9 protein-coding genes are annotated in these 13,954 nt (G+C 47.8%); 6 read left to right on the top strand and 3 right to left on the bottom strand.

Annotation, left to right across the window (positions count from 1 at the left end; genetic code table 11):
- Window positions 1-335 precede the first annotated feature (335 nt).
- Window positions 336-1,373, top strand: a complete 1,038-nt coding sequence (locus Q0V21_RS04215) for a nucleotide-binding protein (protein ID WP_079349509.1) — start codon at window positions 336-338, stop codon at window positions 1,371-1,373.
- Window positions 1,370-1,603 (top strand): hypothetical protein, encoded by a 234-nt coding sequence (locus tag Q0V21_RS04220; protein WP_053784364.1) that lies wholly within the window; start codon window positions 1,370-1,372, stop codon window positions 1,601-1,603. The genes Q0V21_RS04215 and Q0V21_RS04220 overlap by 4 nt, the downstream gene beginning before the upstream one ends.
- Window positions 1,604-2,104: 501 nt before the next feature.
- On the opposite strand, the gene Q0V21_RS04225 is transcribed toward Q0V21_RS04220, so the two are convergent.
- A complete protein-coding gene (locus tag Q0V21_RS04225) occupies window positions 2,105-5,668 on the bottom strand; it encodes an S-layer homology domain-containing protein (RefSeq protein ID WP_301877713.1) in 3,564 nt (1,187 codons plus the stop codon).
- A 453-nt stretch (window positions 5,669-6,121) separates the two neighbouring features.
- On the opposite strand from Q0V21_RS04225, the gene Q0V21_RS04230 reads away from it, so the two are divergent.
- On the top strand, window positions 6,122-6,505 hold the full coding sequence (locus Q0V21_RS04230; RefSeq protein ID WP_301877715.1) for a YhjD family protein: 384 nt from the start codon (window positions 6,122-6,124) through the stop codon (window positions 6,503-6,505).
- 303 nt (window positions 6,506-6,808) lie between these two features.
- On the top strand, window positions 6,809-7,768 hold the full coding sequence (gene cysK, locus Q0V21_RS04235; RefSeq protein WP_218671917.1) for a cysteine synthase A: 960 nt from the start codon (window positions 6,809-6,811) through the stop codon (window positions 7,766-7,768).
- 135 nt (window positions 7,769-7,903) lie between these two features.
- On the opposite strand, the gene Q0V21_RS04240 is transcribed toward cysK, so the two are convergent.
- Window positions 7,904-9,868 (bottom strand): ATP-dependent DNA helicase, encoded by a 1,965-nt coding sequence (locus Q0V21_RS04240; RefSeq protein WP_301877716.1) that lies wholly within the window; start codon window positions 9,866-9,868, stop codon window positions 7,904-7,906.
- A 191-nt stretch (window positions 9,869-10,059) separates the two neighbouring features.
- On the opposite strand from Q0V21_RS04240, the gene Q0V21_RS04245 reads away from it, so the two are divergent.
- Both Q0V21_RS04245 and Q0V21_RS04250 read left to right on the top strand, forming a co-directional pair.
- On the top strand, window positions 10,060-11,655 hold the full coding sequence (locus Q0V21_RS04245) for a catalase (protein WP_301878399.1): 1,596 nt from the start codon (window positions 10,060-10,062) through the stop codon (window positions 11,653-11,655).
- A 469-nt stretch (window positions 11,656-12,124) separates the two neighbouring features.
- A complete protein-coding gene (locus Q0V21_RS04250) occupies window positions 12,125-13,489 on the top strand; it encodes a right-handed parallel beta-helix repeat-containing protein (protein WP_301877717.1) in 1,365 nt (454 codons plus the stop codon).
- 159 nt (window positions 13,490-13,648) lie between these two features.
- Here Q0V21_RS04250 and Q0V21_RS04255 read toward each other — a convergent pair whose 3' ends face one another.
- Entirely contained in the window at window positions 13,649-13,930 is a 282-nt protein-coding gene (locus Q0V21_RS04255; RefSeq protein ID WP_301877718.1) for a DUF6809 family protein, read from the bottom strand.
- Between the last annotated feature and the right edge of the window lie 24 nt (window positions 13,931-13,954).

Genomic DNA, 13,954 nt, shown 5'->3' on the forward strand with positions numbered 1-13,954 from the left:
TCGACCCTTCAAATATGAGCAAAAAGCACACTTAGTCCTGCATAAGCCGTCAAACAGCCACACCAGGACAAGCTTCTCTACCTAATAGTGCAACCTGCTCCTTCATTCTATGATTGAAGCTTCCAAATATAACTGTCCAGTCACCCAACTGTGACAATTTGGGTCCATTTTTTATTTTTCCGCGGATTTTAAAGGAATCATTTTCCTCTTGCACATACACTATAGCAGATGTAATCGGCTTATCTTTGGTCCAGTTAAACGTTTCCAGACTTACTCTGCTTTTTATGGTATAATATAACAATTGATTCCCACTACCGTTTAAGCGAGGCGGATTGATGAAAACGTTAAAGCCAAGAGTCTTTATTGGCTGCTCGCTGGAAGCGAAGCCGATTGCAGCCGCAGTACACGAAAACTTGCGTTTCTCGGCCGAAGTTACCCCTTGGTACTCCGGAGTTTTTAATCCAAGCAGTTATACTATGGACGATCTGGAAACAGAAGTGCGGACGACTGACTTTGCCATTTTTATTTTTCATCCGGATGATATATCGAAAATTCGCGGGAAGTACTATGCCTCTGTCCGTGATAATACAATGCTGGAAATGGGTTTGTTTATGGGTCGTCTGGGACGAAAGCGCATTTTTTTCATTCTTCCTGAGGATATTACGGACATCAAAGACACCTCCAAAATTGAAGGTTTACGCATGCCTACAGACCTGTTGGGGTTAAATCCACTCGTTTATGAAATTCGTTCAGACGGGAAATGGGCGCCAGCCGTTTCGGTGGCCTGCTCCAAAATCGCCGACAGTATCGAAGAACAGGGACGCTGGAGTGATCCCGAAGTGGAAAAAATCATCGAGAAGCACAAAAGGTCTGAGGGGGAGGCACGGTTACAACTGCTCAAGCTGCTTCGATTCTTCAGAGAATTGCTGCGTACCCGCAAAGCAGACTCGGTAATGTTGGAGCGAATGAGCGATGCACTTCGCAGTGCCTTCGTCTCTCATCCTCCATTCGCTGTACGCGGAACGGCCATATACCGTACAGATGATAGTGGTCATATTGAGCAATTATGTGGTAATGTTGGGGAACCGGGGAGAAAATATAACTTGTCCGCCAATGACGACAAGCAGCCCGATGACCCGAAGCGTATTCTGGTCATTGATTCTTACCTGGAGAACAAAATCAAGATCAATCTCTACGACGATTACCTTGAGAAAGAGTATCTGCTATGCTATCCTGTAGCCAAGAGATATGTAATTACAGTCCACATTATTGGACATATTGAAGCGGATGAGGCGATATTTCAGCAGATTGACTTGGAGAATCGTCATCTGTTCAACGCCATCAACGATTTGTTAGGAGGCGAACCGGAATGAAACCGGAAACGAAAAAAATAAGCAAGCGCTGGGGCAGCGAGAAAAAGGTACGCCTCAGTTCTGCGCCCGAAGCATCACGACCGGTTCCGGAACCCAAGGAAGAAGATCGTTTCCACAAACCGGCCGTACCGCTGACTACGATTGGCCCTTCCCTGAAGGGTAAGGAAAGACCTTACAAAGTGATTCTGGAAAAAGAGGCTCTTTACGAGAAGCCTCAGTATCTGGCTTAACCGCTTTATGCTCATATACAACTCTGCCGTCTGGATCGGCAGATCATCTGGCCCCGCCGCCCAAGGCAGGGGCTCTTTTGTCGCAATGCTTCGGCAATCCCTTCATAACCTTCGCTAGTACCAACGGACTAAGAGCTCTTCATCCCATTCCTCTGTTACATCAAGTTGTTTTCTTTATGCCCTTAGGTTTCCTGCAAAACCCAAAAATTATACCTTATTTTGGAGAAGGCTTGTCCTGAATGATGCTCTTCAAAGTTTAAAGGAATAAGCAGAGAATGTAGGCTGTTAATAACACTTCTCTCTCCGTTCGTATTTTCAATTATAATACAAGAACATATGTTCTGTAAATACTGAATTATAGTTTTATCAACAAGTGCGTAGAAGAGACGTTTTTCATCCTTTATTTAGTCTTTATACAGTCCAATACTATAGGCAAAACAAACAGGCAACGCATATCTCGCGCTGCCTGCTTCACTAACAATTCAATAATTCAGAAAAACTCTAGATCAGACCGGATTGTTGAAGCAACCTACGTATAATTACTGCTGTTTCAGCGCGGGTAATCGATTGTTTCGGGGCAATCGTATCTTTTCCACGTCCAGACACAAGTCCAGTGTAGATGCTGGTTGATACTGCTTCCTTCGCCCAACTTGCTACCTGCTCGGCGTCTGCGTAATCAGACCATTCCTTAACGTCATCGGCAGGCACATTCGTATTCATTCCAGTCAGTTTCGTAGCACGTTTAATGAGAGCCATAGCTTCCTGACGTGTAATCTGTGTTTCTGGACGGAATGTTCCATCTTCATATCCATCAATTAAACCGTAGCTGGACGCCGTGTTCACAGCATCCGCGTACCATTCGCTTCCGTTCACGTCTTTAAAGGAGTTAACCTGTTCTCCAGACTTCAACCCCAAACCACGTACCAGGATAGCTGCGAATTCTGCACGTGTAACCCCACGATTCGGTTCAAAGGTTGTGTCCGTGATGCCTTGGATCACCATACGTGAACCCATATCATTCACGTCGATCTCGGCCCAGTGCCTGGCAACATCGGTGAATGTATGCGGATGCCAGATGACGGCATATACACTGTTGGTCAAGCTGTTAATCTGTGCATGGTATATCCCATTGACCTGTGTAATTTTCGTTGGTATATGACGTACAGTACCATCTTCATCTATTACAACACCTGTGGTGATCTGATTTGGATCAACGTTACCTGGTAATGCAATCGTACGTGATACATAGCTATTGAACTTATCCACGCTCACGGATTTGTTATCAAAGGCGGCTGTTACTTTGAAATCAACCGGTGACCCCAGAAGAGCATATCCATTTTGCTCAGCTGCTGACTGTGCTGTCTGTATGGTAGCTTCTGATGGCTGTGAAATTTCGATGCGCAATTTGATGTTCTCCAAAGAATTGTCAGAATTCACACCAAGTTGCTGAGCTAGTTGCTCAATATTCACCTGCTGTGCAGGTAACGTGTAGGAGGCAATATCTGTTTGAAGCACCAGCACTGCTTGTTTGTCAGCCATGAGTTTGACGGTCTGACCTGTCAGTTCACCAACAATCCGATCTTCTGGGCCACTGCCTGTCACGGGAATCGTGACGATAGCGTTGTTCCCCTCAGTTTGGAGTTTTTGTGCAATGAGACGTGCGTCCACTGAAAGAATTACAACTTTTTGTCCGTTCACTTCGCTAGTGGTTAGGATGCCTGCGTTCTCGGCTTTACCGTTCACGAGCACCTGAGCACCTGTGGTTGGCGGAGTTACGACAGGGTTAGTCGCTGGTGTCGCTGCACTGCTTCCCCCAGAACTGGAACCACCAGAGTTTCCATTTCCACCCGATCCTCCCGAATTATCACTATTGCGCTTAATGTTCAACGTATACGTTTTCTTACTTACTCCATCCAACGCAGTCACTTCAATCGTAATTGTATTGATACCACTGACCAATTGCACCAGTGTACTATTGCCGCTAACACCATTAATTTTCACAGTAACACCTGTTTGATCTGGTTCAACGCTAATCTCAGTCGTGCTGACCGAACTGCTGACCGTCGCTTCATACAACTCTACATCCGTGTTAAACACCGGAGACAATGTGACATTAGTTAGATTCATTGCATTTAGTTTGGCGTTAGTGATGTCAATACGATTAAAGTTAAGTGTGTAGTTGTTACTACTGCCATCCTCTGCTTGAACATCGATAATTACAGGATTTGGACCGTATACCAGATCTGTAACGGTATATGTGTATATACCATCTGTCACCGTCTCACCTGTTGCGCCTGTTACGATTACGCCTTGTCCTTCATTTCCTTTGCTCAAGGAGAAGCTCACACTCGTCACATCAGATTCGACATCCACGAGGTAATCAAGCTCCTCCGCAGAGAAGTCCGGTGTCATCTGCCCTGCACTTACCGTCAGACTTGAGAGTGTTGCTGTAGATGACTTCCACTTCGCATAAAGCGTAATATTTTGCGTCAGATTTGTATTAAAATCAAAAGCTTGAAGCAACTGGATATCGCTATACCAGCCGGAGAACGTGTATCCCGCTTTTTCCGGAGCATCAGGATTTACTGCCAAGCTATTGTAGTTCACCTTTTGATTTTCAATCTCGGTTCCGCCGTTCGATTCAAAACTAATATTTACATAAAGGGGTTGCCACTGTGCATACAGCGTAACATCACTATCATTCATCGAGAAAGTATCTCCTACGATGTAGCTGGTGCCACTCCCGTCTGCGGCTGTGTTCCAACCTGTAAACTGATAATCTTCCTTCTCCAGTGCTCCTGCGTTATCCAACACTGTCACTGTTGTATCTTTTTCATATTTCAGATTGTCTACTGGAACACTTCCTGTGGTCGCACCATTGGCATTGTAACCCACTGAATGTAAAGTAGAAAGCGTCATGACCGTCATTTTATTACTTTTTGAGTTGTCTACATAAGCAACATAAGGCATCCCGTTCGGACCAAAAGCAAGCGAAGTTTCACTTATTTGACCTGCAGAGAACGGCTTCCCTCCGACCATGGTCCACTGATTCCCATCAAGTTTCATCATTACACCCTGAGGCTCCATGCTATGATTAACTGAATTTCTAAAAGAAGTATAAGGCACCCCTAGAGGATCAAATTCCAAAGACAAGTTATATACACTTCCGGATGAGAATCCTGCGTTCCCAACCACTTCCCACTGGCTGCCATTCAGTTTCATTACAGTTGCTTTATAGCTGTTGGAACCGTCCTGAAATGCAACATAAAGTACACCATTCGGCCCAAACACTAAGGAAGGATATGATGCTGCGCCTGCTGTAAATGCCGCGGTCCCTACATTTTTCCATGAACCACCTGCAAATTGCATTACAGTCAATTTATTATTCGTTGAATCTTTAAAAGCAAAGTAAGGAATTCCGTTCGCATCTACAATCAGTTTGGACATCTCCAGTGCAACTCCGGTCGTAAAACCGGCAGAGCCAACCGTCTCCCACTGATTTCCATTCAATTTTTTAACCGTCACTTTAGTATTTGCAGCATGATCTCGGTAACCAATATAGAGGGTGTCATCAGGACTGAATGCAAGTGTAACGTACACTGCTGCTCCAGCCGTAAAACCAGCACTGCCCACAACTTCCCATTGATTTTCGTTGAACTTCATAACAGTAGCTTTACTTTCATTGTCCATATCCTGATAAGCTACATGTGGAGTATTCTGAGAATCAAATGCGAGCGAGGAACTCCACACTTCACCAGCAGAAAATCCAACCGATCCAACAGATTGCCACGCCCCAGAAACGTATTTTAGAACCGTTGCTTTATTGTCGTTCTCTAAATCCCTAAAAACGGTGTAAGGTGTACCCTCCCGATCAAAAACTAACGAAATATTTTCTACCTGCCCTGCCGTGAATCCAGCGCCACCTACATCTGTCCAAACTCCACTCGCAGCATAGGCGCGATCCATGCCCAACGTTTGGAATCCGGGAACACCACCGAAAATTAACAGACACACCAACAGCATCGCAACTGTCTTTTTAACCTCTAGCACCTTTCTACTCATCATCTTCATCCTCTCCCTTTGCTTTATAACATCCGATTGTTACTCTATAACCCTTACTCTATCTACATGCATATCCTACGAAATCTACTAAAAAGCCGGTTACTTTGCTGATAGATGCATTGGCTGCTTATACTCATCCAGTATGTATCTCTAACTTTTACTCCCCCTTCATATGTAATTACGTAATGTACAGACAGTATAACGATTGATTCTGAACCAATTCTGAACATTAAGCTAAAATTGGATTTTCTCTATTGCATAACAGTGTCCGAATATGGCCTTGGACCCATAATTAGATAAGGGATTCAACGCATCAGTCCTATGCTTAATAAAGGGATTGTAAAAAATTTCAGGTTGAAACCTGTATGAGCCAAGCTTATGCTGACTATAATACAGAACAGGAACATTTGTTCTTAATTGAATCGATTTTATAATCATGGTTAAGGAAGTGAAAGTATGTCATCCTCCTCTTCCGCCCCATCCCCTGCGGATGAAGACCACCGTTTGATTAAAAGCATGGTTGTACGCACTCTGCTGCTGGATGTACTTGAACGGGATATTCGTACTCTGGATACGTTGCAGCTCAAAATGCCGGAAGTCTACATCCTGTCCCTGACCCGTATTCAGAATCAAGTACTCAAGGAAATGCTGACGCTTCGCAAACAGATGAGAACCCGTGGCGTCAAGGTTCTGGAGGAAAAACGGCAAGTCGATGGGATCGAAACCCAGTATCTGTGCAGAGGATATTTGCAGCGGTTCTATATGCTGTGGACGTTTGCGCGGAATGAAGTCAAAAAAGAGCTTAGTCGACATCTCGATATGGACTTGACGCAGACTTGATGCAACTCGGCCCATACTGTACCCAGACATGATTCTGGCTGAATGATCCGCTGGACCTTCTCGTCATATGCCCGCTCAAATTCGGATCTCTTCTCCTTACATGAAACAAGTTGACCCGGGGAGACTCTGTTCATTAAGATAGAAAAGAGATATATCCAACCATTCCAATAAGGCAGGGTCTGAATTCAATTCCTATTACAAAAACAAGCCTGCCAGCCAATAGCGGCGGGACAGACTTGTTCAGTAGACTTGATTTCAACCGGATTAGCTCTCAACGTCTTATCAATCAAGGAGTTGTACTTCATGGACTTGAATTCGCATTTAATTAAAAATCAAACACCTGCACATACAGGCATTGCCGCAGATGTTACCGAACTGATCGGCGAGACACCTGCCGTCAGACTGAACAGACTTACAGGCAGCGATTCCGCTGACGTATACGTCAAGCTGGAATATTTCAATCCCAGCGGCAGCGTTAAAGACCGTGCCGCCTATAACCTGATCGTTCAGGCTGAACGGGCTGGGCTTCTTCTTCCCGGCGCAACCATTATCGAGCCGACCAGCGGCAATACCGGGATCGGTCTTGCGATGAACGCGGCTGCCAAAGGATATAAAGCCATTCTAATCATGCCGGACAACATGTCCAAGGAACGCATCAATATTCTGAAAGCCTACGGCGCAGATGTGGTGCTCACCCCTGCGGCAGAGCGGATGCCCGGTGCGATTCGCAAGGCCAAAGAGCTTCAGGCCGACATTCCGGGAAGCTTCATTCCCCAGCAATTCGAGAATCAGGCGAACCCGGATATTCACCGGATTACCACGGCTCCCGAAATTATGCAGCAGATGGAAGGCAAGCTGGATGCCTTCATCGCCACGGCGGGAACTGGCGGCACCATTACCGGAACCGGCGAAGAACTGCGCAAGCAGCTGCCGGACATTCGCATCTATGCGGTGGAGCCGAAAGGTTCTCCGGTGCTGTCCGGTGGCGAGCCCGGACCTCACAAGCTCGTCGGTACAAGTCCGGGGTTCATTCCGGACATTCTGAATACCGACGTGTGGGATGCCATTATCCAGGTGTCCGATGAGGATGCACTGGATACGATGCGGCAGCTTGCTGCCCGGGAAGGGCTGCTGCTCGGCCCTTCCTCTGGCGCTTCGGTGTGGGCCTCCCTGCGCATCGCGCGGGAACTGGGGCCGGGTCACCGTGTGCTCTGCATTGCGCCTGATACCGGGGAACGGTATTTGAGCATGGGTATTTTTTAACAAAGAAGAATTCTTACACAAGTCAAAGGCTCCCCTCCAAAATGAGCGCTTGATCACAGCCGGACGTTGAATCCGCAGCGTACAAGTACTTACTCTGGAAAGGAGCCAGTTAAAGAATCTAAATATGAATGTGAACTAGTGTGTCAGGGTTGTCCATTCTACACCTTCGGGAAGCAGGGCCGCAATGCGGTCTTTGGCTTCCTTTTTGCTGTACAACGATTCGTCGAGAATCGCAGCTGTCCCTGAATCACTGCTCGTCCGAATCAAACGCCCCAGACCTTGCTTCACACGCAGCAGCATGTACGGAAGATCGACCTCCTCGTAAGGCGCTGCCGATGCACTGCGTTTGGCATTAAAGACAGGATCTTGCGGTGGATATGGAAGCGACCAGATCATGACATTGGATAATGACGGTCCTGGAACGTCCAGCCCTTCCCACAGATTGACGGAGCATAGCACACTCTCCTCATCCTGCTGGAAAGCCGCTATCAGGTCACTGATCTCCCGGTCACCCTCATACATAAAGCGTAATCCTTGTGCCTCAGGGACCTGAGCAATGTCTTGCTTAAACGCACGCAATTCCTCCATCGTACGGAACAGGATCAGCGCACGGCCCCCACTCTCCTGAAGCAGCGATACGGCGTCACGCAACCGATTTTCGTTTTCCGGGTGACCAGGTACGGTTTCATCTGTAATCTTCATCTGCATTTTGTCCGCGTAGTCATATGGGGAAGCGACGGAGAACGATACAAAATCATCAATCCCCAGGCTGTCTGCCACATAACGGAATGAACTATCCACAGATAACGTTGCAGAAGAGAAGACAATCGGAATACCCGTATTAAACACGCGCTCGTTCAGAATTTCCTTCACGGTACGCGGCATGATCGATAAGGTCGTTTCGTCCTCGCTCTCTTCGGCCCAGCAGATGTACCCATCTTCCTTACGGAACAACGCAAGTGCGGACTGAATCATGTCCAGATGCTCTTCCACGACACGCATCTGATAGCCATCCAGCGAGAACAAGCCGCTCTCAAATACCAATTCTTCGCCGATCGCATCCAATACGCTGGTCAGCCGTTCAATCTCACGCAGGAGCGGCGGTTCTACCCGGACTTCTTTTCGTTCCGATCCGGGAATTGCCACCGTATACGTATCCAGCAGCGCAAACAATCGTTCACTGCTCTCAATCGCTTCATCCACACGCTCCGCAAGGGATTCACGGATCTCCCCTTCAAGCAGACGAGTCACGAGTTCCTCGAAGATGCGGTGTTTCAATTTGTAGCTCAGTGCGTTCAGGGCCGCTTCTTCCAGCAAATGTCCTTCATCAAATACAACGGAGCTGTGATCAGGCAGCAATGGTAATTGACCCTCGCGTTTGCGCGCTTCATAGGTCCACACATGCTCCATGTAGTAATCATGGGAACAAATAATGATGTCCTTGGAACGACGGTAATGGTCACGCGACAGCGTCAGACCGCAGCGTTGTCTTTTGGGACAAACAAAACAATCCTGGAACGGGTCCCAGTTGATTTTGTTCCACTGACGATCATTCAGATGTGGATACTGTTTGCGATCACCATACGGATGGAAGGCCTGAAGTGTACCCGGCGTATTCACAAAATCCGGCAGACTCTCATGCACTTCTTCAATAACAGGCGCATCCTCATCCGCAAATCGCATCGCACTTAATTTGTTCAGACAGACGTATTGATCCGGTGACTTACCCAGACGTGCGTCCACTTCCAAGTCCAGATGTGCAGCCAGCTTTGCAATATCTCCGCCGGGCTTCACAAGCTGTTCAATCAAGGACTCATCGGCACAGGCGATCACCGCCGGTTTGCCCGTATAACGTGCATAACAGACCGCGTAGAGCAGATAGACTAACGTCTTGCCTGTTCCGACACCGGCCTCCGCCATAATGGTCTTTTTATCTCCATAGGCCCGTTCGAGCTGGTACGCCATAAAAATCTGTTCATCCCGTACCTCGAAACCGAACTCTGGCAAAATATCGTAAAAAACATCGGCTACCCACTCTCCCAGACGGGATACAAAAGGTTCAGCCGGATCATATGCAAAAGGATAACGTTGTGTAGACAATCCTAGGTCAGCCTCCATTCTTATACAAGCGGTCCAATTTTATTTTTCCGTTCAAAAAAGGCCACTGGGCAAAAGTTAATTATCCCACGCGATGGGGTGGGTGACAAGCTTTTTTTAATGGAATTGATGTATAGAACGGGCTCGCAGGGAAAATATATATTTGAATCCATCATAAGGAAAGGCGGTGTTCCATCTTGAAACACGATGACTCTCAATCAAAGCATTCCCCCGAATCAGCGTCTGAGACATTAACGGATCGTCAGGGTCACCCCATTACGGACAATCAGAATGTTCGAACCGTCGGCAGCCGGGGACCGACTACGCTGGAGAACTATCACTTTCTCGAAAAGATCACCCATTTTGACCGCGAACGTATTCCGGAACGGGTAGTGCATGCCCGCGGCGCTGGCGCTCACGGCGTATTTCAGGCTTATGGGACGGCCGGGGATGAACCAGTATCGAAGTATACACGCGCACGTCTGTTTCAGGAAAAAGGTAAAGAAACGCCCGTCTTCGTTCGGTTCTCCACGGTTATTCACGGCGGACATTCCCCGGAGACGCTGCGGGACCCGCGCGGATTTGCTGTGAAATTCTATACCGAGGACGGCAACTGGGATCTGGTGGGCAACAATCTGAAAATCTTTTTCATTCGTGACCCGCTCAAGTTCCCGGACATGGTGCATGCGTTCAAGCCGGACCCTCTGACCAATGCACAGGATATGGAACGATTTTTCGATTTTGTCTCCCTCAGCCCTGAAGCGACCCATATGATTACGTTTCTCTTCTCCCCTTGGGGAATTCCGGCCAACTATCGGCAAATGCAGGGATCAGGCGTCAATACATATAAATGGGTGAATCAGGAAGGCACAGGCGTGCTCATTAAATATCACTGGGAACCGCTCAATCAGGGGATACGGAACCTTCTTCAGAAGGACGCCAGCGATATTCAGGGACAGAACTTCAACCATGCCACCCTGGACCTGTATCAAGCAATCGAACGCGGAGACTATCCCGAATGGGAGTTGTGTGTTCAGGTTATGGAGGACGGCGAGCATCCTGAACTGGACTTCGATCCGCTGGACCCAACCAAGCTGTGGCCGCCAGAGCAGTTTCCGTTTTTGCCTGTTGGAAAAATGACCTTAAACCGTAATCCCGAGGACTATTTTAATGAAGTGGAACAAGCGGCTTTTGGCACAGGTGTGCTTGTGGATGGACTGGATTTCTCGGATGACAAGCTGCTGCAAGGACGCACCTTCTCCTACTCCGATACCCAGCGTCACCGGGTCGGAGCCAACTATTTGCAACTGCCAGTCAATGCACCCAAAAAGCGGGTAGCCACCAATCAGAGCGGCGGGCAGATGCAATATCAGGTCGATCGTGCGCCGGGTCAAAATCCACACGTCAACTATGAGCCTTCCTCATTGGGTGGCTTAAAGGAAGCAGCTCCGCGCGGCAAGGAACATGAACCTCTTATTGAAGGTCATCTTGTTCGTGAAAAAATTGAGCGGACCAATGACTTCGGACAAGCCGGTGATACCTACCGTTCATTTAAGGATTGGGAGCGAAACGAGTTGATTAGCAATCTGGTAGATGCTTTAGCTACATGCAAACCGGATATTCGTGAGCGGATGATCTTCTATTTTACACAAGCGGATGCCGATTATGGACGTCGGGTAGCGGAAGGATTATCCTCCGTTTCAACCGATGACAGCGCCACAGTTCAACCCAAACATGAGCCTACTATTGAACAGGCTGCCAAAGACAGCCATGAAGCAGATCCGTATTAAGGACTGGCTGGTTTAGCTGATGTTTATTTTAAAGGCAGCGGACATGCTTTGTAGCAACGTATAGGTACGTTTCATAACCCCTGGTAGCTAAGACTGCTTGATGCAGCCTGCTATCGGGGGTATTTGGCGTTCCATCCAAAGCAGCCTGTGAGCTGATCACGCGGACACTTCCATTTTAAATATTGTGAAGTTGATTTCGGCTGATTGGAGGTATGGATAATGCTGTTTGCTGGGAAAAGGGGCTCTTCCTATGTTCATTTCAGATGATCCCCTGTTAAATGAGGAACATGAACTGAGCGCAGGATTATGCGCTACTCCTATGAATTTCCATTTCCGACCAGTTATATAAGGCTTGTCAGCAGGTTGAGTCCATCTGATCAAATGATTATTGATGATACCGTTTACAACATTTACCATGAACCTGTGTCCTCTAGGACTTCATTTCCCAATTACTAAGGAGGTTTGCGTAATGAAATTATTTACCCCTGCTTCTACTTATGCACATGCAACATCTCAACGTTCGCTGAAATCAAAAATGACTCACATCTGTCTGAGTGCCGCTATCCCTCTATTATTGCTCAGTGGTGGAACGGCCGGTGCTGCGGAGCTGATCGAGAGCGGGCTGCAAAATCCCTCTGAATCCGTTGCTGTGTCCAGCACTGCACTCGCTGCTGCAGGTGATCTATACGTCGCTCCTGGTGGCTCAGCAAGTAACCCCGGAACCCTTGCGAGTCCTACGTCACTGGCTAACGCGTTAACCCAGATCGCACCGGGCAAAACGATATATTTGCGCGGTGGCACGTACAGTTTCTCGGAAACCGTTACGATTGAGCGAGGCAACAGTGGTGCATCGGGACAGCGCAAAAATCTGGTGGCGTACGGGTCGGAAAAGCCTGTCTTTGATTTCTCGGCTCAAGCGTTCGCCTCCACCAATCGCGGGCTGCAAATGTTCGGAGACTACTGGCTCGTCAAAGGGCTTGAAGTGAAGGGTGCGGGTGATAACGGTATCTTTATCGGGGGCAGCTATAACCGCCTGGAACAGATCGAAGCTCACCATAACCGGGATACCGGTATTCAGCTCGGCCGTTATGCCTCTACTGCGGCAAACAGCGAATGGCCTGCCTACAATGAAATTATTCGCTCGTATTCCCATGATAACTATGATCCGGATGACGGAGAAGATGCAGACGGCTTTGCTGCCAAATTGACAGTAGGCCCAGGTAACCTGTTCGACGGTTGTATCGCTGCCTATAATGTGGACGATGGCTGGGATCTGTACAGTAAAACGGACACAGGCGCCATTGGCGTCGTCACGATCCGCAACAGCATCGCCCATCACAACGGGCAAACTTCGGATGGGACATCCACCTCCAATAGTGACGGTAACGGCTTCAAGCTGGGCGGCGAGAAAATCGCGGTAAATCACATTGTGGAGAACAGCATTGCTTTTCAAAATAAAAAGCACGGCTTCACCTATAACAGCAATCCCGGTTCCATTCAGATGAAAAACAATACATCCTGGCAAAATGGTCAAAGCAACTTTGCCTTTGATGTAGGCACACATATCTTCACCAACAACTTGTCCTTCGAAGGCGGCGCCAGCGACAAAACCAGCGGAACCGACGTCAGCAGCACCAACGTCTGGTGGAAAAACAAAAAAAGCGAAAACGCCAAAGGCTTGCTCGCCAGCGGAGCCGACTTTGTCTCCCTTGTGCCTTCGGTGACGCGCAGCACGGATGGAACGCCTGTCCTGGGCAACTTCCTGAAGCTTGCCACAGGCAGTGATCTGATTGGCTCGGGTACGCCGTCGGGTACGAATATTGGAGCGCGGTAGGTTGTAGCGTAGTTTGGAGTTAGAGTAAGATATGTGTGTTGAGTGCACATGTGGAGTAAAAGAAACGGATTAAACATGAAATCCCCTTCCCTATGCCAGCCGAATTGCTGGTGTTGGTGAAAGGGATTTTTGAGTTGCTGTTCATACCCTAATAGATACTCACGTTTTGCATAAAACCTCAATGATGAGTTTACCGCCTGTGCGAAAACCTTGCTCAAACGCTGCTTCCACGTACATAGATGTAGATTGTCCGATCAAGTCTATCAGTTGCTCTAAAGCATCGTACTCGTTCCCCGCAAGCCGTGTTTTGTAGTCCTGCATCAGGTCCGATATCTGACGATTAATTTCCTGATACTCGGCCTGCTCAGGATGAATCGACTCGTCCAACCGGAGGTTTCCGTGAAACAAATCCTCGATCAGGTTTGACATATTATCCTTCATGGTAAAGTCACCTCAGGAAGATTG

It is taken from the genome of Paenibacillus sp. 11B (genome assembly GCF_030487755.1).
In the GTDB taxonomy this organism is placed as follows: Bacteria; Bacillota; Bacilli; order Paenibacillales; family Paenibacillaceae; genus Paenibacillus; species Paenibacillus vandeheii.

Bases quoted from the DNA above. Each gene is read 5' to 3' on its own strand.
- Q0V21_RS04215 (WP_079349509.1), top strand. From the start codon at position 336: ATGAAAACGTTAAAGCCAAGAGTCTTTATTGGCTGCTCGCTGGAAGCG.
- Q0V21_RS04220 (WP_053784364.1), top strand. From the start codon at position 1,370: ATGAAACCGGAAACGAAAAAAATAAGCAAGCGCTGGGGCAGCGAGAAA.
- Q0V21_RS04225 (WP_301877713.1), bottom strand. From the start codon at position 5,668: ATGATGAGTAGAAAGGTGCTAGAGGTTAAAAAGACAGTTGCGATGCTG.
- Q0V21_RS04230 (WP_301877715.1), top strand. From the start codon at position 6,122: ATGTCATCCTCCTCTTCCGCCCCATCCCCTGCGGATGAAGACCACCGT.
- cysK (WP_218671917.1), top strand. From the start codon at position 6,809: ATGGACTTGAATTCGCATTTAATTAAAAATCAAACACCTGCACATACA.
- Q0V21_RS04250 (WP_301877717.1), top strand. From the start codon at position 12,125: ATGAAATTATTTACCCCTGCTTCTACTTATGCACATGCAACATCTCAA.
- Q0V21_RS04255 (WP_301877718.1), bottom strand. From the start codon at position 13,930: ATGAAGGATAATATGTCAAACCTGATCGAGGATTTGTTTCACGGAAAC.